Source organism: Patescibacteria group bacterium, assembly GCA_018897195.1.
Classification (GTDB): domain Bacteria; phylum Patescibacteriota; class Patescibacteriia; order Patescibacteriales; family UBA12075; genus JAHILH01.
Genome location: JAHILH010000001.1, coordinates 147,431 through 172,692 on the forward strand (window position 1 = coordinate 147,431; position 25,262 = coordinate 172,692).

At 38.8% G+C, this 25,262-nt stretch carries 20 protein-coding genes; 15 read left to right on the forward strand and 5 right to left on the reverse strand.

The window, feature by feature from the left end:
* Positions 1–9: 9 nt before the first annotated feature.
* From KKD45_00700 to KKD45_00725, 6 genes are all read left to right on the forward strand, one after another.
* Positions 10–726, forward strand: a complete 717-nt coding sequence (locus KKD45_00700) for an ABC transporter permease (protein ID MBU4309024.1) — start codon at positions 10–12, stop codon at positions 724–726.
* A 34-nt stretch (positions 727–760) separates the two neighbouring features.
* Entirely contained in the window at positions 761–2,296 is a 1,536-nt protein-coding gene (locus KKD45_00705) for a GldG family protein (GenBank protein ID MBU4309025.1), read from the forward strand.
* Positions 2,297–2,312: 16 nt separating this feature from the next.
* Positions 2,313–2,579 (forward strand): thioredoxin family protein, encoded by a 267-nt coding sequence (locus tag KKD45_00710; GenBank protein ID MBU4309026.1) that lies wholly within the window; start codon positions 2,313–2,315, stop codon positions 2,577–2,579.
* A 43-nt stretch (positions 2,580–2,622) separates the two neighbouring features.
* Complete coding sequence (locus tag KKD45_00715; protein MBU4309027.1) at positions 2,623–3,561, forward strand: DUF4340 domain-containing protein; 939 nt, start codon at positions 2,623–2,625, stop codon at positions 3,559–3,561.
* Between the two features lie 307 nt (positions 3,562–3,868).
* A complete protein-coding gene (locus tag KKD45_00720; protein ID MBU4309028.1) occupies positions 3,869–5,272 on the forward strand; it encodes a glycine--tRNA ligase in 1,404 nt (467 codons plus the stop codon).
* Between the two features lie 62 nt (positions 5,273–5,334).
* Positions 5,335–6,675 (forward strand): DUF4147 domain-containing protein, encoded by a 1,341-nt coding sequence (locus KKD45_00725; GenBank protein MBU4309029.1) that lies wholly within the window; start codon positions 5,335–5,337, stop codon positions 6,673–6,675.
* Between the two features lie 91 nt (positions 6,676–6,766).
* Here KKD45_00725 and KKD45_00730 read toward each other — a convergent pair whose 3' ends face one another.
* Positions 6,767–7,189 (reverse strand): hypothetical protein, encoded by a 423-nt coding sequence (locus KKD45_00730; GenBank protein MBU4309030.1) that lies wholly within the window; start codon positions 7,187–7,189, stop codon positions 6,767–6,769.
* 84 nt (positions 7,190–7,273) lie between these two features.
* Here KKD45_00730 and KKD45_00735 point away from each other — a divergent pair, with 84 nt between their 5' ends.
* Complete coding sequence (locus KKD45_00735) at positions 7,274–8,131, forward strand: MBL fold metallo-hydrolase (protein MBU4309031.1); 858 nt, start codon at positions 7,274–7,276, stop codon at positions 8,129–8,131.
* Between the two features lie 64 nt (positions 8,132–8,195).
* Here KKD45_00735 and KKD45_00740 read toward each other — a convergent pair whose 3' ends face one another.
* Together KKD45_00740 and KKD45_00745 are read right to left on the reverse strand one after the other, a co-directional pair.
* Positions 8,196–8,570, reverse strand: coding sequence for a hypothetical protein (locus tag KKD45_00740; GenBank protein ID MBU4309032.1), 375 nt, complete (start codon positions 8,568–8,570; stop codon positions 8,196–8,198).
* A 148-nt stretch (positions 8,571–8,718) separates the two neighbouring features.
* Positions 8,719–9,651 (reverse strand): VacJ family lipoprotein, encoded by a 933-nt coding sequence (locus KKD45_00745; protein MBU4309033.1) that lies wholly within the window; start codon positions 9,649–9,651, stop codon positions 8,719–8,721.
* A gap of 360 nt (positions 9,652–10,011) precedes the next feature.
* On the opposite strand from KKD45_00745, the gene thrS reads away from it, so the two are divergent.
* The 8 genes from thrS (at position 10,012) to KKD45_00785 (ending at position 20,244) form a co-directional block, all read left to right on the forward strand.
* Positions 10,012–11,751: a threonine--tRNA ligase gene (thrS, locus tag KKD45_00750; GenBank protein MBU4309034.1), complete on the forward strand. Its 1,740-nt coding sequence runs from the start codon at positions 10,012–10,014 to the stop codon at positions 11,749–11,751.
* A gap of 173 nt (positions 11,752–11,924) precedes the next feature.
* Complete coding sequence (locus KKD45_00755) at positions 11,925–12,722, forward strand: hypothetical protein (protein ID MBU4309035.1); 798 nt, start codon at positions 11,925–11,927, stop codon at positions 12,720–12,722.
* Between the two features lie 112 nt (positions 12,723–12,834).
* On the forward strand, positions 12,835–13,887 hold the full coding sequence (locus KKD45_00760) for a hypothetical protein (protein MBU4309036.1): 1,053 nt from the start codon (positions 12,835–12,837) through the stop codon (positions 13,885–13,887).
* Positions 13,888–13,900: 13 nt separating this feature from the next.
* On the forward strand, positions 13,901–15,409 hold the full coding sequence (locus tag KKD45_00765) for a LysM peptidoglycan-binding domain-containing protein (GenBank protein ID MBU4309037.1): 1,509 nt from the start codon (positions 13,901–13,903) through the stop codon (positions 15,407–15,409).
* Positions 15,410–15,780: 371 nt separating this feature from the next.
* The gene (locus KKD45_00770; protein MBU4309038.1) at positions 15,781–16,302 is read left to right on the forward strand and encodes a hypothetical protein; all 522 of its coding nucleotides are present in this window, start codon (positions 15,781–15,783) and stop codon (positions 16,300–16,302) included.
* An 83-nt stretch (positions 16,303–16,385) separates the two neighbouring features.
* Complete coding sequence (locus KKD45_00775) at positions 16,386–17,093, forward strand: hypothetical protein (protein ID MBU4309039.1); 708 nt, start codon at positions 16,386–16,388, stop codon at positions 17,091–17,093.
* A gap of 188 nt (positions 17,094–17,281) precedes the next feature.
* Positions 17,282–19,945, forward strand: coding sequence for a bifunctional acetate--CoA ligase family protein/GNAT family N-acetyltransferase (locus tag KKD45_00780; GenBank protein ID MBU4309040.1), 2,664 nt, complete (start codon positions 17,282–17,284; stop codon positions 19,943–19,945).
* Positions 19,946–20,001: 56 nt separating this feature from the next.
* The gene (locus KKD45_00785; protein MBU4309041.1) at positions 20,002–20,244 is read left to right on the forward strand and encodes a hypothetical protein; all 243 of its coding nucleotides are present in this window, start codon (positions 20,002–20,004) and stop codon (positions 20,242–20,244) included.
* 53 nt (positions 20,245–20,297) lie between these two features.
* Here KKD45_00785 and gyrB read toward each other — a convergent pair whose 3' ends face one another.
* Both gyrB and KKD45_00795 read right to left on the reverse strand, forming a co-directional pair.
* Positions 20,298–22,355 carry a DNA topoisomerase (ATP-hydrolyzing) subunit B gene (gyrB, locus tag KKD45_00790; protein ID MBU4309042.1) on the reverse strand — a complete coding sequence of 686 codons (2,058 nt, stop codon included), beginning with the start codon at positions 22,353–22,355 and terminating at the stop codon, positions 20,298–20,300.
* A 172-nt stretch (positions 22,356–22,527) separates the two neighbouring features.
* Positions 22,528–25,161 carry an AAA family ATPase gene (locus KKD45_00795; GenBank protein MBU4309043.1) on the reverse strand — a complete coding sequence of 878 codons (2,634 nt, stop codon included), beginning with the start codon at positions 25,159–25,161 and terminating at the stop codon, positions 22,528–22,530.
* Positions 25,162–25,262 lie beyond the last annotated feature (101 nt).

Genomic DNA, 25,262 nt, shown 5'->3' on the forward strand with positions numbered 1-25,262 from the left:
AAAAAATACATGAGAACAATTTGGACATTGTTTAAAAAGGAATTAATGTCCTACTTCAATTCGCCGATTGCTTATATTTTTATCGGTGTTTTCTTGGTGGTGGGTAATTGGCTTTTTTTCAAGAGCTTTTTTTTGATTCAAGAAGCTAGTATGCGCGGTTTTTTTGATTTATTGCCGTGGATGTTTTTGTTCCTCGCACCAGCACTAACAATGCGTTTGTGGGCGGAGGAAAAAAAGCAGGGTACGATTGAATTTTTATTGACTTTGCCGGTGACCGACTGGCAAGTGGTGTTGGCTAAATTTTTCGGCGCCTTGTCGTTTTTGTTGATAACCCTACTTTTAACTTTAACTTTGCCGATTACGATTGCATCTTTAGGTAATGTTGATTTCGGCCCGGTTATCGGTGGTTATATTGGGGCGATTTTCTTGGGAGGTGCTTATTTGGCATTGGGGTTATTTATATCTTCTTTAACCAAGAATCAGATCATTGCTTTTATTCTGGGTTTAGTGGCAAGCTTTGTCGCTTTTATGGTTGGAGCTGATTTTATCTTAATTGGTGCACCAAAATTTTTAGTGCCAGTGATGAGCTTTCTTGGACTAGGTAATCATTTTTACAATATTTCCAAGGGTGTAATTGATTCCAAGGATATTATTTATTACGGTTCTTTTATTTTCTTCTTTCTTTGGATGAATACGAAAATAATCGAAGCGCGTGGTTGGAAATAATTTAACTAATGATAATATAATTATTGATAAATATATGAATGAAAAAAATACTAAAAAAATAAAGAAGACCGATTTGTCCATTACAGTTTTGCTTGTTTTGGGAATTATTTTGGTTGTTAATTTCTTTTCTTATCAACTTTTTACGAGATTTGATTTGACGCAGAATAAAAATTTTTCTATTTCTCCAGTTAGCAAAAAGACTGTTAAAGAGTTGGCTGACGTAGTGAATGTAAAAGTTTATTTTAGTGATAATTTACCAAGCCAAGTTTTGGGGTTGAAGCAAGAAGTTAAAGACATGCTTGGCGAGTATGCGGCTTTTTCTAATGGCAAGATAAATGTAGAATATATTAATCCAGCGAGTGATGAAAAAACACAGCAGGAATTATACATGATCGGCATTCCACAGGTTACTTTTCAGGTATATGAAAAAGATAAGGCGCAGACCGTTAATGCTTATTTTGGTATTGCGATTAGTTATGGTGATAAGACTGAGGCCATTCCAACAATCCAAAAAGAAGCTTCCGGACTTGAGTATCAGTTAACTACGGCAATCAAAAAAGTAATTAGTGAGCGCATTGCGACTGTTGGTATTGTGACTAGTCATGAGACAGTTGGCTTGGAAGATGCCATGAGCTCAGCTTATAAAGCTTTACAAGAGTTATATACAGTGCAAAAAGTTGAAGTGAAGGATGATGTTGATATTTCTAGTGATATCAATACCTTGGTTATTGTGGGCGCAAAAGATAAATTTACTGACAAGCAAATTGCGAAGATTGAAAAATTTGTTAATGCTGGCGGTTCACTTTTGGTGTTTCAGGATGGTGTGATGGTTGAGCAGGGTTTAAAAACAAACAAGTCTGATCTTAGCTTGAATAAATTATTTGCGAAATATGGCTTAAAGGTTAATCAAGACTTGGTGGCTGATAATCGTAGCGGCATGGCATCGTTTACACAAGGATTTTTGTCATTTTCTGTGCCGTATCCGTTCTGGCCAAAAATTACCAAAGATGGCTTCAATCAAAATGAGACCGCGGTTAGTAGTTTAACCTCAGTTCTTTTGCCTTGGGTTAGCTCAGTTGAAGTGATCAAGGCGCAAGACAACAAGTCTTATTCCAAATTAGCCTATACTACGCCAAAGGCCTGGAATGTTACTGATAATTTTAACGTTACACCTAATAACTTGGCCGCACCGACAGCACAAAAAGAATATGCTATGGCGATGTCAGTGTCCGGTAAAGCTGATTTTGATAGCGAAAATCAGAAAGATCAGTTTTTGGGCAAATTAATTGTGGTGGGCGATAGTGATTTTGTTCAGGAGAATTTCCTTCGACAAAGTCCTGATAATTTAACATTCTTCCAAAATTTAGTTGATAGTGTTAGTTTGGACAACGCCTTGATTGAAATTCGCTCAAAGGTGGTTTCTTCTCGACCAATTAAAGAAGGTTTGACAGATTCGACCATTGCCATGATTCGATATTTTAATGTTTTTGGTGTGACGGTTATTGTAGTTGCCTTTGGCGTGATTCGTTATTTTTCGAGAAGAAAAAACAAATTTGTAGATGAGTTATAATTATTAATATATTTTCATGAAAATTTTAAAGTTTGGCGCCATTTGGTGCTCGGAGTGTATTGTTATGAAATCAATCTGGGATGAGATTGAGGAAGAAATTTTTGATTTTGATACAGAATCTTTTGATGCCGACGAGCATTATGATGATTTCAAAAAATATGATATCGAAAAAATTCCGGTATATATTTTTATGGATGACAACGGCAGTGAGGTGGCCAGACTCGAAGGTCCTCAAAACAAAGAGGATATTATTGAATTATTAGATGAACATATTAACAAATAAATACACCCACCGTTACTAAGACTGCGGCGCGGTAGTGAAAAATATGACAAAAAAGAATTTAATTTTAGGAGGCGTATTAGCTGTTTTGGTTTTGTCAGCGTATATTTTTAATGGTCCTTTTGCGGACTGGAAAAAAAATTTAAACCGACCGAAAAATTTTGTGTCCGGATTTCAAGCGGGCGATATTGATAAGATTGATATTGAGAAAGATGGTAAAAAAATTAATATTGAAAAGGTTGATGTGGCCGTTGGAAGCTCTACTGAGCAAAAATGGAAAATTTCCGGCACTAAGGATTTTTATTTAACCAAGGATGCGGCTGATAAAATCACAACCTCAATTAGAGAGTTGTTGGCGGCAAAATTGGATTTGATCAGTGAAAATAAGGATAAGAAAAAGGATTTCGAGGTTGATGATAATGGCATAAAAGTGTCTTTGAAAAAAGGGGACAATGTGGTAACTGATTTTGTTATTGGTAAAATGACAAGTGATTATGCTGGCGTCTTTCTCTCAAAGAACGACCTTGATAGGATTTATTCTGTAAAAATTATGGCTTTAAATTTTGCTTTTTCCGAGGATAATATTTATGATAAGGCTATCTTTAAGATTGCGGCCGACAAGGTTAGTAAAATTAGGTTTCAATATCCAGGCCAAGAATTTATTATTGAGAAGAAGAGTGACCAGTGGACTATCACTAAGCCAAAGCCATCCGCAATTAATAGAGCTAAGGTGGACAGTGTAGTTAATTTATTAGCTGATTTAACAGCAGCTGAAATTCCAGCTCAAACTTTTGAAGGAACCGGATTGGAAAAACATGAAATCATTGTGCAAGTAACAGGTGATGGTATTGATGATACGATTATCGTGGGTGGTAAAAATGATAAAGGTCTGTATTATGCCAAGACGGGTAATTCAGACAATATCTATTTAATTAGCAAGGAGAATAGGGATGCGTTAAATAAAAAAATGCAAGATTTAAAATAGTTATGTTTTTTTAAAAAGACGCTCGCTGGAATGAGCGTCTTTTTTAATTGTAGTGATAATTTATCAATTTGACTTACTGCTCCAATGTGTGCTAATATACTTATATATTGATAAAATAACCAAAAGAGATCGGCACTTTTGGTAAAATTGAATAAAAAGGTGCTCCGACCTTAAGTTGGAGAAACTAGATGGAACCGCGGGGTTAATTAAATGCTTCGTTCTAGTATTCTGAGAATTTTTATGATTTTTGAATATTGGAACGAGGTTTTTTTGTATGAAAAAAATAATTATTTTAAATAAAAAAGATATGACAGAAAAAAAAGAAAATAGTATAGATAAAATTGTTTCACTGGCAAAACGGCGCGGTTTTGTGTTTCCGAGCTCGGAAATCTATGGTGGTTTTGCCGCGATTTATGACTATGGTCATTATGGTGCTTTGTTGAAAAACAATATTCGTGATGCGTGGTGGAAAGCAATGGTGCAGTATCGTGATGATGTGGTTGGATTGGATAGTGCTATTTTTATGCATCCGATGACCTGGAAAGCGTCGGGCCACGTTGATAGTTTTGATGATCCTCAAGTTGATTGTCGCAAGTGCAAGAACCGAATGCGCGCTGATCATTTGTTGGAGGAATTTGGCATTAATGCAGATAAACAAACTTTAGATTTTTTAAACACAGAACTTGATAAATTACGTGCTGATAAAAAGTTGAAATGTGTTTCTTGTGGTTCAGTTGATCTAACCCCGGCAAAACAATTTTCTTTGATTGTAAAATCAAATCTTGGTTCACCTACGAATGAATTGTCGGAAGAGAATGTTGTTTATTTACGACCAGAAACTTGTGGTGGTATTTATTTGGAATATAAAAATACGGTAGATTCAACACGTGTGAAATTACCATTTGGCATTGCGCAAGTCGGTAAAGCCTTTCGAAACGAAATCGTGGCGCGACAATTTATTTTTCGCACACGCGAATTTGAACAAATGGAAATGCAATACTTTTTACACCCCGATCAAATGGAGGAAAAATTTGAAATGTGGAAGCAGATTCGTTGGGATTGGTATATGGATTACGGCATGGATATGGATGAAATTCGTTGGTATAAGCACGAAAAATTGGCGCACTACGCTTCGGATGCTTATGATGTTGAATATAATTTTAAATCATTGGGAGGATTTAAGGAAATTGAAGGTATTCATGCGCGTGGTAATTGGGATTTGTCACAACATAGTAAATTTTCCGGAGCTGATTTGTCTTATTTCGACGACAAGACGAACGAACGATTTATTCCGCACATCATGGAAACATCAGTTGGTTTAAATCGTTTATTTTTGATGTTTTTGGACAAGGCATACACGGAAGAAAAAATTGGCGAAGATATTCGAACTGTATTAAAATTTGATTATCGATTAGCGCCTGTAAAAATTGCAATATTTCCTTTAATGAAAAATAAGCCAGACTTAGTGGCAAAGGCGAAAGAGGTTTATAGTCAATTAAAAATGAAGTGGCAATGCGAGTTTGACGATAATGGCAATGTAGGCAAACGCTATCGTCGTCAAGATGAAATAGGAACGCCATTTTGCGTGACAATTGACTTCGACACGGTTGAAAAGGATAATACTGTAACAGTACGCGATCGTGACACGATGGTACAAGTGAGGGTTGCAGTGGATGAATTGGTTAATTATTTTAATGCAAAATTCAATTAATTAATTATTCAAAATTGTTTAAAATTCGCACCGGGCGAAGAAAATTCGAAAATTAAAAAAATATGTATATAAATAATTATAAAGATTTAGCCACAAATGAATTGCGGGACACAGTTTTGGAGATGATTGAGGCCGGCTTGCGCAGAGTGGAGCCACATAATATGATTCGCGATGCTGTTCAGTATAATGATGATTTTAACTCCGTCATAGTTCATCATAGTCCACATGATATGTTGAGAGGACGAATTTTTATTATCGGTGGTGGCAAGGCGGTTGGGAATATGGCTGAAGAGTTGGAAAAAATAATTGGTGTTGAGCATATAACCGCTGGCGTGGTTAATTGTAAAACTGGTGGCTATAATTTAAAAAAAATAAAATTAAATGAAGCGGGACATCCTTTGCCCGATAAACGAGGCGTAAAAGGTGTTGAGGAAATATTAAAATTGAAAACTGATTACGAAATTGGTGCGAAGGACTTGGTGATTAATTTATTATCGGGCGGCGGATCAGCTTTGTTGCCCGCCCCGGTTGATGGCGTTAGTCTAAATGATAAACAGAATATCACAAGAGCCTTGCTTGATAGTGGTGCTGATATTCGCGATGTGAATATCGTGCGAAAGCACTTGTCAAAAGTGAAAGGTGGACAACTAGGCGCCTATTTTCATCCTGCCAAAGTTGTGACTTTGATAATCTCTGATGTGGCTAGAAATAATTTGGCTTCAGTGGCTTCTGGTCCGGCGATTCCAGATAATTCCACATTTGAACAGGCGCGCAATATATTGAAATATGGTCTTTGGGATACGGCACCAGCTGGCGTGCGAAATTATATTGACAGAGGAGTGGCTGGTCAGGAAAAAGAAACGCCAAAAGTTTTGGAAAATTGTTTTAACTATTTAATTGGCTCAACAGCGGTTATTCTAGAGGCGATTGCGATTGCAGCTAGAGAGTTTGGTTATAATCCAATAATTATTTCTGACGAGGTGTCTGGGAACTCGGTTGAGGTTGCCAAGGATATTGCGAAGACAATTGTTAGTGAGCAATATGCTGATTATAACGTTTTACTCTTTGGAGGTGAGACAAGCTATCAATCCGTTGGTGATAAGTCAGTCGGTAGAAATCAACAATTTGTAGCACAGATGATTTTGGAATTAAAAAATGCACCAGGAGAGTGGGTAGTTGCTAGCTTTGACTCCGATGGTATTGATTATTTATCAAAAACAGCCGGAGCGATTGCTGATAATCAAACACTGGAAAGAATAAATAAAACGGGAGTTAATATGATGGAAATAATTAGTAATAATGACACGGAAAAAGTTTTTGAAAAATTAAAAAATGTTTTGATACTTACAGGTGATACTAAGACAAATGTAGGAGACGTAATGATTTTTTTGAGAAAGAAGTAATATTATCGTGATACCTCTCCTGCGCTAAGGCTACGGCGTAGCGAAGCAAGATAAATGTCGGAGATGTGATGGTATTTTTGAGGAAGAAAAATTAATACAAACCTGTCGCATTGGCGACAGTGCCTATAAAAAACTTGGCAATGCCAAAAGAGGCCATAATTAAAAATGTGCCAACAATTGTGCCCCACATCATTTTTTTGGCCTGACTAATTGTGTCCTCATTGCCACTGGACAGTAATATTTTGAAGCCGGCTAACATGAACATGACAACAGTTGTAATGCCAATAAAGCCCATGGCGATATTTATCATGTTGGTAACCACAGTGACAGGACTAAAATCTCCTAAGCCGGTACTGTTAGAAAATTCTTGTTGCTGCCCATTCCAAAATATTTCATTCAACTTAGGGCTTTCCCTCCATACATCTTGATCTATTTGAGCCTGAACGCTAATTCCGATTAGGAGAGAGAGCAATAGGCAAGTGGTGATTATTATTCCTTTTTTGCGTATATTCATGCTTTAATTTTATTATATATATAGCAGTTGTCAATGTGGACAAGTCTGATAAAAAGTGGCTAACTGTAGTGAATATAATCATCTATGCCCGGTAAATTATATAAAATATTAATACCGCTCGGATTGATGACTATTGGCCTGTTTATATCTTTATATTGGCTAAGTTCGCATGAAGCCAAACAGCTTAAAGTCTCTTTTTTAGACGTGGGGCAAGGGGATTCAGTGTTAATTCAAACGCCCTATGGGCAGAATATTTTAATCGATGGCGGACCAGATGACTCGGTGACCTATGGCTTGTCAAAAAATTTACCTTGGTGGGATCGCACGATAGACTTGATGATTTTGACTCATCCTCATGACGACCATGTGAGTGGTTTGCTTGATGTTATTAAAAGATATAATGTCAAAAAAATTGCCTATACGGGTGTTGCGCATGGTTCACCAAATTATCTCGCCTGGATAAAGCTGGTGCGGAACAAAAAGATTCCAATTGTTATTATTGACCAACCGCGTAAAATAGTCTTGGGTGATGAATGTTATTTGGACGTGCTTTATCCGATGGATAGTTTGTTGAACAATGAAGTGGACAATATTAATAATAGCTCAATTGTTGCAAAATTAGTTTACAAAAATATTAAATTTTTATTAACTGGTGATATTGAAAAAGCGGTAGAGGTAAAATTGCTAGCCAACAACACTGATATCTCTGCGCATATTTTAAAACTAGCCCATCATGGCTCAGACACATCTAGTGCGGAAGATTTTTTAACAAAAGTAAATCCAGACATTGCCGTAATTTCAGTCGGCAAAAATAACACATTCGGCCATCCAGGCGGACGGATTATTAATCGAATAGAGAGAATAGGGAAGAGAATTTTTCGGACGGACTTGGATGGGGAGGTGGATTTTGTGAGTGATGGGGTGAGAGTTTATAAGGAGTGAAGAAAATAATCTGAAAATGAAAAAGCCTCGATGCGTGACGCTCGAGGCTTTGTTTGATGATTTTTTAAATATCGGAGATCTCGAATAACTCTATTTCGAGAGGTACAGATTTTTTAAAACAAGTGAGAAATACTTCTTGATGTTTTTTGCGACTGCGGGCGGGGACAGAGATGGTTCCAATGGTATCATTCTGACTGAATTTCAGTTCAAATCCACCGTCGGAGTGTTGCAAGGTTTTAGTTTCGCACACTTGCAATTCTTTTTTTTCATTTCCCTTAAGGAGTAAGTATGTCCCGTTGTTGCCAAATAGAAAAAAGATTTCGTTGTCGTTGGGGTTTTTTGCTAAAAACTTGGGCAACAAATCAGTTTTTGGTTGCCCGGAAACAACGTAAATTCCTTTATCAATTTTTACTCCGTATTTTTTTCCATAATTTTTCATCTTCTTCTCCTTTTATTGTTGGTTTGGCGCAATGTTTGTATATAAGAACAATATTGCATAATAGTATATAAAATTGTATTTGTCAAGTGTTGAATTTCTATAAAAAAACACACCTCCGCTCTTTTTTGAGTGGAGGTGTTTCGTGTTATTATTTTTTTAATTTCTTGTTGAAATTAGTGCGGAAGCCGTCGCGCACGGAGGCATATTGATCAACCGACATTGACTCAAACTCTCGATAGGCTCTTTTCTGTGTAGGATCATTAATTGCTTCAATCGTAGCAATAATAATATTTGCAGGAAAACCTATGTATGTTTGTGGATTGAGAAATGTATCCGCAATCGCGCCAACCGTATTTCTGAGATTTGTCGGCCCGAAGATTGGCCAGGTAATAGCTGGCCCTTCGGGTATTCCATTTTTAGCCAAACCCTGTGACACGTTTTCATCGTCGAATTTGTCATCTGGGGTATAAATATCTACCGTACACAAAGTGACCAAGTTAAATATTGACCAGAAATCAACGATAGCCTTTTCCACCTTCAATTGCATCAAGTCACCAACAACGCGTACTGGTGTTGAGGCACAATGAGCAATATTTTTGATAGCGTCTTTTACCTTGTCGTGAACATTTTCTTCCCAGCTGTCACTGATTGGAAAGTATAATGGCTTAAACACAAATTTGTCATTTGCATAATGCGTGGCCCGGTTCAATTCTTCCAAGGGGTCATAGGCATCGCCATAAAAAGCTTGTTCATCGCCAAAAGTGCCATCAGCTACTTCATCCGTCTCCTCAGTCTGAATTGGGGAGATGTTCAAGGCGACTTGCTTTTCTCCAGTCGTGTCGCCAGTGACATCATTCATTTCTTTTATCTGGATAGGCGCGATATTAATGGACGTGCTTTTTTCTTCAGGTGTGTCGCCGGCATCTTTATTGATTTCCTTTGACTGGTCTGAAGAACGGCTATTAAAGGCCTGATTGTTACCAAGTGGGTCATTGGCGACTTTTGTTGTCGCACAGCCGCTTAGAAATAGTAGTAAAAAGAGCAATACCGTTAAGCCAGTTGCTGATAGTTTTTCCCGCATAAAATCCTCCTCCTCTGATTATTGGTTTAAGTCAAAATGCGTGATGTTTGTATTGTATAGATTTTTTGAGTAATGTCAATTATGAACGTTTGACATATTTTTCCACATATCTTATAATTTAAATATACAATAAAATACTGCTTCATAGGTGATTGTTATGGCCACCAACCATATTATCAAATTAACCTTGATATTCCATTCGGAACTAAGTCTAATGAGCAGACAAAAGTGGCCTTATAATTTTATAAGGAAACTGGGTGGAACCGCGAGCTACAATAACCTCGTCCCAGTGCATTGATTTTTTTTGATTAATGCATTGAGATGAGGTTTTTTTAAATTATAAATATTAAATACAAAAAGATGGAAAACGAACAAGAAATTTTACGACATTCTTTGTCACACATTTTGGCAGCAGCCATAATGGAACTTTATCCGCAGGCAAAATTCGCCATTGGCCCAGCGATTGAGAATGGCTTTTATTACGATATTGATTTCGGTGAAGAAAAAATTAATGATGCTTCTTTGGTGGCGATTGAGAAAAAGATGAAGCATATCATGAAGCAGAATTTAAAATTTGAACACAGTGAGAAATCAATTGCTGACGCGATTGCTTTTGAGATTGAACGAGGACAGATTTATAAACAAGAATTAATTGAGGATTTGCAAAAGGCGGGGGAGACTAATGTGAGCTATTACCAATTGGGTAAGTTCGCCGACCTTTGTCGTGGACCGCATATTGAATCAAGTTTAAAGATCAAAGATGGTAGTTTTAAATTGACTAAATTGGCAGGGGCATACTGGCGTGGTAGTGAAAAGAATAAAATGTTGACACGAATTTATGGTGTTGGTTTTGAAAATAAAGAACAATTAGAGGAGTATTTAAAAATGATGGAAGAGGCGGAAAAGAGGGATCATCGTAAACTAGGAAAGGAATTGGACTTATTTATGTTTCATGAGTATGCGCCAGGGATGCCTTTCTTTTTACCGAAAGGAATGATTGCCTTGCAAGAACTATTAAAATTCGTTAGACAATATTCTTATGGTGCAGGCTATAAAGAAGTGCGCACACCACATCTTTTCAACTCGGGGCTTTGGCAGGCGTCTGGGCACTGGGGGCATTACAAGGATGATATGTTTTGCATGCATCACGCGGAAGATAATATCGACATGGCAATGAAGCCAATGAATTGCCCGGCACACATGTTGATTTTTAAGCGTGATATTCATTCTTATCGTGAATTGCCATTGCGTATTGCTGAAACATCAACACTTTACCGCAATGAAAAATCAGGCACCCTGCAAGGACTAACTCGTGTGCGTAGTTTGTCACAAGATGATACTCACATCTTTTTAACAGAGGAGCAAGTCTTGGAAGAGATTGGTGTCTTGCTGGAAAAAGTAAAAAAGATTTATCAAGTTTTTGATTTACAAATTGACGAAGTGCATTTATCAACTCGGCCTGAAAGTTTCTTGGGCGAGAAAGCAGTTTGGGACGAAGCAGAAAATTCTCTTAAAACAGCTTTGACTAAGGCTGGCTTGGAATATAAAATTAATGAAGGAGATGGCGCTTTTTATGGACCAAAGATTGATATCAAAGTAAAAGATGCAATTGGTCGTCAATGGCAATTGGCAACTGTGCAACTAGATTTCCAATTACCGCTACGTTTTGAATTAAAATACGCAGCCGCGGACGGCACCGATAAACAACCAGTTGTTATTCATCGCGCTCTCTTGGGATCAATGGAAAGATTTTTAGGAATTATCATTGAGCACTATGCCGGCGCTTTGCCTTTATGGTTGTCACCAGTGCAAGTGAAGATCTTGTCCGTTGGTGAAGGTCACATTGAGCATTGCAAAAAATTAGCGATTGAACTGGGTGAGGCGGGGATTAGGGCAGAGGTTGATGATGCCTCAGAAACAGTCGGCAATAAAACTCGCAAAGCCGTCAATGAAAAAACACCCTACATTTTAGTGGTTGGTGACAAGGAGATGGCTTCCGAAAATTTAGCTATTCGCAAGCGGGGTGACCGAGAATTAAATGAGATGGGAAAAAAAGAGTTTATAGCGATGGTTTTGGAAATAATTAAAAATATGAAATAGACAATATTTCAATTAGTTAATATTTGAAACAATAAAACTCAAAAAAGTCCGATTTTTAGCCAAAAAAATCGGACTTTTTGTATTTTTTAATTTTGGAGTTTTTTTTGACCTTAGCTCTTGACAAATTTTAAAAAATAGCCTAAGATATTCGATTAAATCGTTAAATTTACTATATGGAAATTAAGGAGTTTTTACAATTGTTAAACAGAAAAAAACAGACCGTCTTCTCAGTTTTGTTTTTATGCATTTTACTGATGGCTATTTCATTGTCTTTTCAGTCTTTTAAATATGAGGCTAAGTCGAAAATTTTGTTATTACAACATAATGGGGAGGCAACAGACCCATATACGGCTGCTAAATCCAGTCAGTTTATTAGTAGCCTGCTAGCGCAAGTGGTAACTTCAAACTCTTTTTTGAATGATGTGTTTGAGTCTGGATTTAATATTGATGAGACATATTTTGGCGATAATTTAAATACAAGACTGAAGAAGTGGGAAAAAACAGCAGAGGCAAGAGCTATAAATGATACGGGCATCATTGAAATAAATATTTATCACACCGACAAGAGTCAGTCTGAGCAGATTAATAGTGCCATTATAAATATTATCAAAACAAAGAATGGTTCGTATTATGGAAGAACAGAAGATATATCAATTAAAGTAATAAATGAGCCAATTGTTTCGGCTTGGCCAGTACGACCGAATATCTTGCTCAATCTGTTTCTGACAATTTTTTTATCATTTATGATTTCTTTTTCTTTTATCGTTTTATTCCCCGATGAAAAATACAATTTAAGTGTTTGGCCGAAAAGAAAAAAGAAAGAGAAAATTGTTGTAACAGAAAAGATTAATTTTGCGGACAAAATGAACGAAGAGAAGCCAATGAATAAGGTAGAGTTTGCGCCCAAGGTAGATGCTTTTACAGAACGTGGCGATATTAAGAATATCTTTGATCAATCGAATACAAAATAAATTTAGATTTTGAAGCTGGAAAATAATTTCAGCTTGAGAATCGAAATAATTTGGTTCTTGCTATTTGACAACTAAATCAAGAAAAACATATAAATGTCAAAGGAGGCGCGCTATGAAAACGTTAGTGAAATGCTTGGTCGTTTTGTTGGCGCCGGTATTGCTTGGCGCTTGTGCAGCGAAGAATACGATGTATTTGCCGAAGTACGCTATCACGGATCCTGGTAATGCAATTAGTATTCCGCATCCTATTGAGATGCAGAAAAAAGAAGTAAAGTCAGTAACAATTTGGACAGGAGTTCTTAGCCCTGATCTATTGGTTGAAGTCATTTCCGGTAATGGGGTTTTTCCAATTATCGGTAGCGATGGAAAAAAGGAATTTTACGGATTTGCTTATTTGGTTGATTTGAATTATTGGGGAGAGTGGATAGGTCAATTCGAAATTCAATGCTCCGAAAGCGAGGCTAAATCAGCAAAGTTTGTTCTGGTTAATCGCGATGGTGGTTTTGCCTACTCTTTGATGGGCGAGCGGATTACCACCGTCGACAAAAGTGATCCTCAGAAGAATATAAACCCTTATGATGTTGAGAAATTTGATACTGACCTCGAGGTGAGGTCAAGGTTTCTGACCGAATTTGGAATGACATTTTCTGAAGTAAACACTTCTTGGCAAAAATTTTTTTATGCCAAGGGAATTAACTTTGGCAATAGATCTGTCGTTACGGAATATGCAATTGGTTCAAGTGATTGGTTAAAAATGGTTGACAAAGTCAATCAAGATATTGAGTCAGGCAAACTAACTGCTTACAAAGTTGGTGGCGAAATTAGGATTGGAAGAATGAACTTTGATCAGTTTGCTGATAAAGCTTCAGATGTTCCTGATTTCAAGATCGGCGATCGCATTATCAAGCGTGCCGCTGTTCCAGTTGTGTCCCTAGCCTCAATGGCTATCGGGCCATTGGCAATGGCAGGTGCTGGATTTGGTGGAACGGTTTATTCTGCTAATATTGATAACGATTGGCATGGACATACGCTTCGCAGTAAATTTTGGGGCTATGAATTGGCACCAACATTTCGCTCTGTCTGTGAGCAGTATAAAAAATTGCTTATTGGCAGAGATGAGGAAATTAGGAGATTAAAACATCCAACTCAACTATCTCGGAGATGAGAGAGGAGGCAATATGAAAAAATTTTGGCAACTTTTTGCCATTACCTTGGCGGTGTTGGCAATGCCGGCATTGTCGAGTGCGGAAAAAGTTATTCATGAAGTTCAAAAAGGGGAGACGGCAAGCGGTATTGCGAAGCAATACGGCGTTACCGTCGAAAGCCTTGGCATCACTGATTCTAAGGGATGGGTATATGTCGGGCAGAAATTAACCATTTTTGACACGGAAAGAAAAGTGTCTTCTGCAAAGAAAAATTTCTCGTCCGATGAACCATTTCTCTGGAAAGTTCCTGGTGGTGACAAGTTTCGCGGTAGAGACGATGTCGCTTTCGAAAAGCTTAACTTGAGTACGGTAGAAATTATTGAGCTCGAAAAGTTAATCGAGGCGAAAAGCTTTGACGTGTTGCCGATTTGTTATGGCGACAGATTTGAGATTATGGTTTTTGCAAACATCAAAATTCGTGAAAATGTAATTGCAAGTTGGGACAAAAACAAGTGCCAGGCCGCTAGAATGTATAAATTGTCTAGCGGTAAAGAAGTTTGGATGCCATTCATTTGTCGTAACTGGTCTGTTCGTGTTCCGAATCAGCCTGTTCCCGTAAAAAATGATGTGCCACCAACTTTAGACAATGGCTTTCCGCCGGCTCTCGAGGGTGGTCTTCCGCCAGCACCACCATCTGCACCAGAAGTCGGCTCTAATGGTGGTTCAAATCGTAATACCATTGATATTATAATGGGTACCGGTGCATATGAAGATGCTCACAATTCTGGACATACAGGCGGATATGTTTGGATTAAAGGACGTGGATTTGTTTGGTCGTATGACATTGATCATGATTTAGCTCTGGATGTCGGCATTGCTGCTTTTTATGCAGCGGGTGGCGGCAATGATCGTGGATATGATTATGACTGGAATGAATTTGTTGCCGGTCCGGCTTTTCGCTTGACAGGAAATGGTTGGGATGGAAATCTTGATCTGATGTATGGGCGATTGAATAATGAGGGCGATGTAAGTCTTTATTCTTCAAGTCAGAAGGATAATGTTTTTATCACTTCAGTGCATTACAACGATTATCATCGGCGTCAGCAAAATGAGCTCGTGTTCCCGAAGTTTGAAGCCAACGTCGAGTATCGTCACGTCTTGAAGTCATCGATTGATGCGAATTGGGGTGGTACACCTTTGGTGGAGACTCCCAACGATAACAATGCGGCTGAATTAACATTGACGCCTTATTTGTACGATTTTCGTCTGGATAATGGTGTTACTGTTAGCCCCTTGGTTGATTTTGGCCTGGGCTATGAAAATGGTGACAAGACTTATGCTCGTATTATGCCTGGTGCAGCCGTGAGTATTAATGATACTGACGTTCTCCAGGTGCGGGCATTCGGTTATAAGGACATGCTTGAGAGTGATAAGTCGCAAATCAGTTGGTTTGCCATTACACTCGATCTGGGCGGGGTATACAAAGTATATCGCCGCGGGCAAATCAGCTCCGTTGATCGGAGTGAACTCGATCCTCGTTAGGCAGAGTAGTATACCGCAGTATATGTTTGAGTGATTTTAGACAAAAAAACCACTTATATTGGCGCAAAATGTGCCAAAATATAAGCAATAGGAGCGAGCAAAAGTTCGCAAATGTGATAGCAAAAGTTATCCACCTAGATGGGCAAAGTCTAAGAATATCTCAGCTTGATTTATTAGTTGACAATTATCACGTCCTGTGGTAGTTGTAGTATATAACATTGGTGATGCATTGTAACAAACAATGCATCACCAATATCTTAATTTAAAAAAAGATTTGTATTTAGTAAATTATCTTTATGATAGTTTGCTAAAAAACAGGCTCTTTTAAAATAAAGTGTGCATTTGCACAAAATCAAAGGAGGAGGTGTGTTATGCGAAAAAACATCTGGTTGTTGATGTGTGTTGGTTGTTTTCTGATGTTGGTTGTCGGTGTTAGTGCTGACGAGATCCCGCCGGCCGGTAAATTGGTGACTACGGGATCTGATCCGGAGGTTGTTGTCGGCGTTGAAAACAGCGTTGCTACGCTTGGTTTTCCCCTGACGCTTGGCCAGAGAGAAAAACTGGGACACAAGTCTTATCCCTGGCAGATGTCTGTCAGCGTCGCTCGTTTCGTTGGTGACGAATGGCAACTGAAGGCCGAAGAAAAGGATCGGTACGAGGTGCAAACCGCGGCTGATAACAGTTCGCACACGATCGGGATGCAGTATAATATGCCCACCGATGGTTGCGACTGGATTCGCACCTGGGGCAAATCCAGCGCCGATTGGCTCTGGATTTCACAGTCGTCAAAATATTACCGCAAAGCTCAAAATGGCAAACCTGGCTATGAGGCATTGGTTTGCTCCGACGGCAAAGTACATGTTGTACCCGACAATTATCCGTTGCGTCCGTAGGGGACACGATGGATGAAAAAACATGAAGGCGCTTTCAATTTCTTGAAAGCGCCTTTTTTCTTCAACAGAAAAGGAGAGAAAAGATGAAAGGGGTTAATATTTTCGCAGTATGTTTCTTGTTTTTCTCTTTTTTGACAGGCTGCGCAACGCAGCAACCAAAGTCGGAAAATATTCCTCAGGCAGTTTTGCCCGGAATTCCTGATGGCGCGATTCACGTGAGGGAGAAGATTTTTCGTCTTCAACCTCCGGAAGATTCATTTGATTTTGCTGTATTTTGGTATCAAATCGCCGCCTTGCATCAGGCTCCGGATGCAAATAAAAATTTGAGCGGAATCATTGTGAAATCATGCCGCATCACTTGCATGGATAGCAACGGCAAGAAGATCTTTGAAAGAAATTTTGCCGGCGACACGCTTCTTGGTCCGGAATTGGGGGGGCTTTACGACCGTAATCCGTGGTTTAAAAGCGATAAGCACACGCCTATTTTCGCTCAGCGAGTTTTGCCCGAACAAGGCTTGGTGATCAACGCCTCGCTCGTGCCGGATAAGATAGTGCACTGGTGGACCGAACGTTTTCGCTACAACTCAAGAAACAAGTATAAAGTCGAGATGAAGGTCAAAATCATCGGCGACACAGCTCTGCAAATCGGCGGCGATTACTGGAAAGGAGCCTCGTCTCCTCACACCGGCTGGGACGCAGAATGTCGCGGCACAAATAACTGTGAAGCCTTTGTTTCCGAATGGTATGGTGATACTAAAGGCAAATATATCACCATCACCAAAGAGCTTTAAAAAAAACCTTAACTAGGGCAATGAAAATTGCCCTTTTTTATTTTAACCAATTGTTGTAAATAAAACGCGACCCCTCCCAAGGCGGGCAAGCGCGCTTTTTTACAACAATTGGTTTTTTTGTTTATTTGATTAAAATGCAAAAAATTGCTATTATTTAAATATAAATAAGTAATTCTCAATTATATTATATGAATCTAGATAAAATCTTTAAACCGAAAAGAATTGCCGTTATTGGCGCTAGTAGTGAAGCCGGAAGTGTTGGTTTTGCTCTATTCCACAACATCATAAATAGCGATTTTAAGGGCACTGTGACGCCTGTTAGTCTGAAAAGGGATAAAGTACAGGGTATTAAGGCGGTGAAGAATATCGGCGATATTCAGGAAAAACAGGATTTGGCGATTATTATAACTCCAGCCAAGACGGTGCCATCAGTCCTGGAAGAGTGTGGAAGAGCTGGAGTCGGTGGAGTAATTATCATTTCATCCGGATTTTCTGAAATGGGCAAGGATGGCGAGAAATTAAGTGCAGAACTAAAAGCAATTGCTAAAAAATATAATATACGGATTTTAGGACCAAACTGTCTTGGATACATAAACCCAGCCTTAAAACTTAATGCCAGTTTTGCTGGTGCAACTGCAAAGAAGGGGAATATTGCCTTCATCTCACAGAGCGGGGCTTTGTGCACTTCAATTTTAGACTGGGCTAACAAAAACAATGTGGGCTTCTCATATTTTGTCTCAATTGGCGAAATGGTGGATGTAAGCTTTCATGATTTGATTGATTACTTCGGTTCCGATCCAAATACAACTAGCATCTTGATTTATATGGAAACCTTAAAAGACGCGCGCAAATTTATCAGTGCAGCGCGAGCTTTTTCAAAAGGTAAACCGATTGTTGTCCTAAAGGCTGGTCGTAGTGAAGAAGGAGCAAAAGCCACTAAGTCACATACTGGTAGCTTAGCGGGGAATGACAAAGTTTTCACTGCTGCCTTTGATAGAGCTGGTGTAATTCGCGTAGACACCGTTGTTGGCTTATTTCATGTGGCTAAAACTTTATCAATGCAATCACTTCCAAAAAGTAATCGCTTAGCAATTTTAACTAATGCCGGCGGTCCTGGTGTAATCGCCACCGATGCTTTGATTTATTCAGGAGGTAAATTAGCCAATCTATCTCAAGGAACGATTACTGAATTGGACAAGGTTTTACCAAAGTCTTGGAGTCGAAATAACCCAATTGATGTAATCGGTGATGCTGATGCAGATCGTTATGAAAAGGCACTGAAGATTTGTCTCCGCGATGATAGCATTGACGCCATCCTTATAATCCTTACCCCACAAGCAATGACTGATCCAACCAAGGTAGCGAAGCGAATTGTAGAGATGACCAAAAAATCAAGCAAAACTATTCTAGCGAGCTGGATGGGCGGACAATCAGTAGCAGAGGGGAGACGACTTTTGGAATCTGGAAACATCCCAACTTATCGAGCACCCGAAGATGCAATAAATGCCTTTATGAATGTTCATAAATATTCTCGTAATCTATCGATATTAAATGAAACACCATCATCTATTCCACACGCCTTTACCCCTAAGACTGATGAAAATAAAGAACTAATTAAGCGCGTAGTCGCTGAAGGACGATATTCCCTAAATGAAACGGAAGCCAAAGTGTTACTTGCAAATTATGAAATACCAGTAGTTAAAAATGGCTTAGCCAAAAACTCAATTGAAGCTGGTACGGTAGCAGCTAAAATTGGTTTTCCCGTGGTTATGAAAATTTTATCTCCAGATATAATTCACAAGGTTGATGTTGGCGGCGTTGTCTTGAATGTTAATTCCAAGAAAGAAGCTGAGGCTAATTTTGAAAAAATTATCAATTCTGCTCGGGCGCATTTTCCCAAGGCGCAGATTGACGGTATTTTTATCGAGGGCATGATTAATAAAAAATACGAGCTGTTGATTGGTTCTAAAAAAGATCCGATTTTTGGCCCAGTGATCGTCTTTGGAATGGGGGGTGTGGCAGTTGAGGTGTTTCAGGATATCAAAGTCGGCTTGCCTCCATTAAACATGTCTTTGGCAATGAGATTGATCGAAGGCACAAAAATTTACAAACTTTTACAAGGTTACCGTAATATGCCTGGAGTTGATATTCAATCGATTCAATTTTTATTATATAAATTTGCTTACCTTATCGCCGACTTTCCGGAAATTAGCGAGATTGATATCAATCCTTTTGCCGTGGATGAACATGGTGGCATTGTTTTGGATGCAAAGGTTATCCTAGACAAACAAGTGCTTAGTAAGCCAGTTAAGCCTTATTCACACCTAGTTATTTCTCCATATCCAAAAGAATACATCTCTAGTGTAAAAACTAAGAGCAAGAAAAATATCACCATTAGACCAATAAGACCCGAAGATGAGCCAATGGAAGATGTGATGTTTGCTTCAATTATGGCGAGCACACATGAACATATCTTTTTTGATAAGATTAAAAACATAACCCATGATTTGTTAGAAAGATATGCGCAAATTGATTATGATCGAGAAATGGTATTAATTGTGGAAGGCACAAATGGTAAGCGTGTCGAAATGGCGGGCTTAGCTAGATTAATCGAGGATCCGAATAGCAACTCCGCTGAGTTTTCTTTCGTTGTGCCTGATGGTTGGCAGGGGAATGGTATTGGTGGTATTTTGGTTGATAAGATTTTAGAGGTGGCACGCGATAAAGGGTTTGAAAAGATTTATGCTAAGTTTTTGGCGCACAATAATCCGGCAACTGGTATTTTTACCAAGCGTGGATTTACCATTAGTAAAAAAGGTGAGATCGGAATTGCAGAATTGACAATTAGTTAATAATAGTCAATAATAAGTTATTAATTATTGTACATATAAAAAAGGAGGGAATACAAATGTTCTTTTTGTTGTCATCTTTTAAATTGAAGAAGGGTGTGGACACAAAAGATGCCGTTGGGTTTATTAAGGAATCTGATTTTTCAACAGCGATTTCCAGGACTGGCCTAAGCGTGGTAAGGTCATATCTGGATAAAGAAAAGGAGGGTGATTGTCAGATTGTATTTGTTTTGAAAAACGGAAAAGGTCGTCGTTATTTTTTAGAAGCAGTTGAGGAAATTTTCGGTCCGCCGTTAATTTAGTATTCAAAAAAGCCATTCATTATGAATGGCTTTTCTTTTTTTGATTGAAATGATTATATGTCTAGATTCTGCACCTTACGCGCATGAGTCTGAATAAATTTCTTACGAGGGGCAACATCGCCACCCATTAACATATCAAAGACGGTATCCGCATAGACAGCGTCGTCAACGGTTACCTGGCTCATAATACGCTTAGCTGGATCCATGGTTGTTTCCCAAAGTTGTTCAGGGTTCATTTCACCGAGACCTTTGTATCGTTGAATGATAATCTTGCCACCAGTTTTAGCTTTGATTTCCTTTTCTCCCGCTTCGTCTGCTGCCTCCTCTGCTTCGGCTGCCGCGGTTTCGGCAGAAACTGAATCATCATCCTCAGTGGCAACCTCAACCTCAGCAGGAATGCCGCCAAGCTTCAAGATAATTTCTTCTTTCTCGGCATCGGAATAAGCATATTCTGCCTTCGCACCTTTTTTGATTTGGTACAATGGGGGATTAGCAACATAAAGATGTCCCAAAGTTACCAATGGCTTGAAATGACGGAAGAATAATGTCAAAAGCAAAGTTCTAATGTGAGAGCCATCAACATCGGCATCTGTCATGATGACAACTCTATGATATCGCAATTTATCAATATCAAATTGATCGTCAATATTGGTACCCAAAGCAATCACGAGGTTTTTGATTTCGTTATTGGCCAACATTTTGTCCAAACGCGCTCTCTCAACGTTTAAAATTTTACCACGAAGAGGTAGAATGGCTTGAAACTTTCGGTCACGACCTTGCTTAGCTGATCCACCAGCCGAGTCTCCCTCTACAATGTACAATTCACATTCTTCTGGTTTACGTGAGGAACAATCAGATAATTTACCTGGCAAAGTCATGCCTTCCAAGGCGCCTTTTCGTAAGATAGTGGCACGAGCATTCTTAGCGGCCATACGAGCACGACTAGAAAGTAAACATTTACCGATAATTGCCTCCGCTTCCTTTGGATGTTCTTCCAAGAAGGTCGCAAACGCTTCACCAAAGACTTGTTCAACGTAACCTTTCATTTCGACGTTACCCAGCTTACCTTTAGTTTGACCTTCAAATTGTGGTTCTAATAATTTTACACTAATAATTGACACCAAGCCTTCACGCACATCCTCACCGGTTAAATTCTCTTCCTTTTCTTTTAAGATTTTTTTATTACGCGCGTAGTTGTTAATTGATCTAGTTAGAGCCGAACGGAAGCCAGCTAAGTGACTACCACCCTCTGGATTGTAAATATTGTTCGCAAATGGCAAAACCATTTCGTTAAATTCATCATTGTATTGCAAGGCGATTTCCACCTTTGAGCTTTCAATTTCTTTTTCAATGTAGAAAACAGTTTCATTTTTGACAGTTTTGTTCTTATTCAAAATCTTTACATAAGACTTGATGCCACCTTCAAAGTAAAAAGTGTAAGCCTTGTCGCGGTGGTCACTGCGCTTGTCAAACATTCTCAAGGTGATACCTTTTGTTAAATATGTTTGTTGGCGTAAACGATCAAGAATCGTGCCCCAGTTGTATTCTGTTTCTGGAAAAATACTGCCATCTGGTTTGAAGGTGATAGTAGTACCTGTGCGTTTGCTGTCGCCGACTGCCTTTACTTTACCCTGGGGAATACCAATTTTGTATTCTTGCACCCAGATTTTACCTTCACGATGAATCTCAGCTTTCACATAAGTACTAAGCGCGTTCACCACGGAAATACCTACACCATGCAAACCACCAGAAGCTTTGTAGCCACTATTTTCGCCACCAAATTTACCACCAGCGTGCAGAGTACACATTACAGTCTCCAAGGCCGAAACGCCAGACACCTTGTGCATGCCGACTGGAATACCACGACCATTGTCAGTCACCTGAACCATGCCGTCATCTAGAAGAGTAACCGTAATCTCATTAGCGTGACCCGCCATCGCTTCATCAAAGCCATTATCAACAACTTCCCAAATCAAGTGGTGTAGTCCGGCTAAAGAAGTCGAACCAATATACATACCTGGTCGTTTTCGCACCGGATCAAGTCCCTCCAAGACGGTAATCGAATCCGCCCCATAATCCTCATCTTTTTTCTTTTTTTCTTCTTTTGGCATAGAGTTTTATATAGTAATTATAATAAAAATTAAAAAATAACTTTTTGCAAGTTATGTATATATTTTAGCAAAAAAGAGAAAATAATGCAAATAAAATAACCAATAATAGGGGAATAAAAAATACCGCCAATATCGTAATATTAGCGGTATTTTTATTATAATTTTGATTGGTTTATTTCACAGTAACCAAAACCCGATCCATTGCTCCCAAATCAATCGTTACACTATCACCATCTTTAATCTTACCCTCAATAATTTCCATCGCCAATTCGTCCAAAATACTGGTTTGAATGATGCGTTTGAGTGGGCGAGCACCAAAGGTGATGTCGTAGCCTTTCTCAGAGAGCATTTTCTTGATTTTGGCGGCGACTTTAAGTTTGATATTTTTGTCTTTCAATCTCTTTTCAACTTTAGCCATTTCGAGGTCAACAATTTGCATCAAGGTTTCCTTGGTTAAGCTCTTGAAAGCGACGATTTCGTCAATTCTATTTAAGAATTCTAGTTTGAAATTGTCGCGTAAGATCTTGTCGATTTTTTCTTTCATTTCGTCATCGCGGAAATCCTTAGCCTTAGCTGTGTCAGAGCCATCAGAGAAGCCGATAGAATACTGCTTGATTACTTCATTGCCCAAGTTTGAGGTCATAACAATTATAGTGTTCTTAAAATTAACAACACGTCCCTTGGAGTCGGTCAAACGGCCGTCGTCCAGGATTTGTAATAAAATATTAAATACTTCCGGATGGGCTTTTTCGATTTCGTCGAAAAGAATTACACTGTATGGTCGTTTACGAATCTTGTCAGATAATTGTCCGCCTTCATCATGACCGACGTATCCAGGAGGGGAGCCGATGATTCTAGCGACCGAGTGCTTTTCCATGTATTCACTCATATCCAACCTGATTAGAGAAGTTTCATCGTTGAACATGAATGTTGAAAGTGCTTTAGCAAGCTGAGTTTTACCAACACCAGTTGGGCCAACGAATAGGAATGAGCCGATTGGTTTGTTTTCTTCACTGATGCCGGCACGAGAACGACGAATGGCATTAGCGACTGCCTTGATGGCTGCTTCTTGTCCCTTAACTTTCTTGTTTAACTCTTCTTCGGCGTGTGCCAACTTAGCAACTTCCGATTGTAACATCTTGGAAACCGGAATACCAGTCCAACGCGCTACTACTTTAGCAATATCTTCCTCATCAATTTCTTCCTTAAGAATTCTTTGACCCTTGCTCTGGATTTTGGTTAATTCACCCTCAAACTTCTTTACTTCATTTTCTAATTTTGGAATAATGGAGTATTTAATTTCAGCCACACGTGTCAAATCATCACCCTTACGTTCAGTGATTTCTGCCTCGGCTTTGATGCGGTCGATTTCTTTTTTAGTATCGCTGATTTTATAAATAATATCTTTCTCGTTGCGCCAATGTAGCTCCAATTGGTTTGCCTCCTCTTTTAATTGTTCTAATTTTTTATTTAAGGTAGTTAATTTACCGTTGCTCTTATTTCGCTTATCAGTGACTAGACCAGCTTTTTCAATTTCTAAACGTTTAATCTCACGCTTTAATTTATCAAGATTTTCCGGCATAGAATCGATTTCCATGCGCAAGGCTGAGGTAGCTTCATCTACTAAATCTACTGCCTTATCAGGCAAGAAACGGTCCGTAATATAACGGCTGGAAAAATTAGCCGCCGCAATCAAGGCATCATCAGTAATGCGGACGCCATGATGTACTTCATATTTTTCCTTGATGCCACGTAAAATGGCGATCGTATCTTCAATAGTCGGTTCAGCTACATGAATGGGTTGGAAGCGTCTTTCTAAAGCTGCGTCGCGTTCAATGTATTTTTGATATTCTTTGGTGGTGGTCGCACCGATGGTGCGGAGTTCGCCACGCGCCAAAGCTGGCTTCAACATATTAGAAGCATCAATCGAGCCCTCGGAAGCACCAGCGCCGACAAGAGTATGTAATTCATCAATGAATAAAATTATTTTGCCATCCTGGGCCTTGATTTCCTTCATGAAAGCCTTTAAGCGGTCTTCGAACTCACCACGGAATTTTGCACCGGCAACCATAGAACCAAGGTCCAGACTAATTAGCTCTTTATTCTTTAAAGACTCCGGCACATCACCACTAATAATTCGCTGCGCTAAGCCTTCGATAATAGCTGTTTTACCTGTGCCAGCCTCACCGATTAAGACTGGATTGTTCTTGGTGCGACGAGAAAGCACCTGCATGATGCGACGGATTTCATTGTCACGACCAATAACAGGATCTAGTTTTTTCTTGCGTGCCAAGTCAGTAAGATTGATAGCGTACTTTTCCAATACTTTATATTTTGTTTCTGGATCTGGGCTATCGATTTTTTGACCACCGCGCAATTCAGTTAATATTTTTAAAACTGTGCCATATTCAATTTTGAAAGAAAGTAAAATTTCTTGAGCAGCTGATTTAACACCGATAAGAGCAAGGAATAAATGCTCTGTCGAAATAAAATCATCCTTCATTTGCTCCGCTTCCTTTTTGGCCCGATCCATGATCGCCGCCACCTCAGCTGTTCCTTGAACAGTGCCAATGCTTTTGTCGCCAGGAGTTTTTGGTAGAGTTTCAATCTGGGTAAAAGTCTTGTCCTCAATATCCTCAATGGCAATACTAAGCTTGTCCAAAATTGACTTAACCAAGCTTTCACTTTGACTCATTAAGGAAGCTAAAACATGTAGGCCCTCGATTTGCTGCTGGCCATTGTCCTGAGCAATAATCTGAGCATTAATTATAGTTTCCTGAGTTTTGTTGGTAAATTTATTGTACATATATTTAATATAATTATTAGTTCTTTTTAGCACTCTATTAAACCGAGTGCTAATTTCAATATACTATATTGTGAAATTGGTGTCAAGGCTTTTTTTTATAT

Bases quoted from the DNA above. Each gene is read 5' to 3' on its own strand.
- KKD45_00700 (MBU4309024.1), top strand. From the start codon at position 10: ATGAGAACAATTTGGACATTGTTTAAAAAGGAATTAATGTCCTACTTC.
- KKD45_00705 (MBU4309025.1), top strand. From the start codon at position 761: ATGAATGAAAAAAATACTAAAAAAATAAAGAAGACCGATTTGTCCATT.
- KKD45_00710 (MBU4309026.1), top strand. From the start codon at position 2,313: ATGAAAATTTTAAAGTTTGGCGCCATTTGGTGCTCGGAGTGTATTGTT.
- KKD45_00715 (MBU4309027.1), top strand. From the start codon at position 2,623: ATGACAAAAAAGAATTTAATTTTAGGAGGCGTATTAGCTGTTTTGGTT.
- KKD45_00720 (MBU4309028.1), top strand. From the start codon at position 3,869: ATGACAGAAAAAAAAGAAAATAGTATAGATAAAATTGTTTCACTGGCA.
- KKD45_00725 (MBU4309029.1), top strand. From the start codon at position 5,335: ATGTATATAAATAATTATAAAGATTTAGCCACAAATGAATTGCGGGAC.
- KKD45_00730 (MBU4309030.1), bottom strand. From the start codon at position 7,189: ATGAATATACGCAAAAAAGGAATAATAATCACCACTTGCCTATTGCTC.
- KKD45_00735 (MBU4309031.1), top strand. From the start codon at position 7,274: ATGCCCGGTAAATTATATAAAATATTAATACCGCTCGGATTGATGACT.
- KKD45_00740 (MBU4309032.1), bottom strand. From the start codon at position 8,570: ATGAAAAATTATGGAAAAAAATACGGAGTAAAAATTGATAAAGGAATT.
- KKD45_00745 (MBU4309033.1), bottom strand. From the start codon at position 9,651: ATGCGGGAAAAACTATCAGCAACTGGCTTAACGGTATTGCTCTTTTTA.
- thrS (MBU4309034.1), top strand. From the start codon at position 10,012: ATGGAAAACGAACAAGAAATTTTACGACATTCTTTGTCACACATTTTG.
- KKD45_00755 (MBU4309035.1), top strand. From the start codon at position 11,925: ATGGAAATTAAGGAGTTTTTACAATTGTTAAACAGAAAAAAACAGACC.
- KKD45_00760 (MBU4309036.1), top strand. From the start codon at position 12,835: ATGAAAACGTTAGTGAAATGCTTGGTCGTTTTGTTGGCGCCGGTATTG.
- KKD45_00765 (MBU4309037.1), top strand. From the start codon at position 13,901: ATGAAAAAATTTTGGCAACTTTTTGCCATTACCTTGGCGGTGTTGGCA.
- KKD45_00770 (MBU4309038.1), top strand. From the start codon at position 15,781: ATGCGAAAAAACATCTGGTTGTTGATGTGTGTTGGTTGTTTTCTGATG.
- KKD45_00775 (MBU4309039.1), top strand. From the start codon at position 16,386: ATGAAAGGGGTTAATATTTTCGCAGTATGTTTCTTGTTTTTCTCTTTT.
- KKD45_00780 (MBU4309040.1), top strand. From the start codon at position 17,282: ATGAATCTAGATAAAATCTTTAAACCGAAAAGAATTGCCGTTATTGGC.
- KKD45_00785 (MBU4309041.1), top strand. From the start codon at position 20,002: ATGTTCTTTTTGTTGTCATCTTTTAAATTGAAGAAGGGTGTGGACACA.
- gyrB (MBU4309042.1), bottom strand. From the start codon at position 22,355: ATGCCAAAAGAAGAAAAAAAGAAAAAAGATGAGGATTATGGGGCGGAT.
- KKD45_00795 (MBU4309043.1), bottom strand. From the start codon at position 25,161: ATGTACAATAAATTTACCAACAAAACTCAGGAAACTATAATTAATGCT.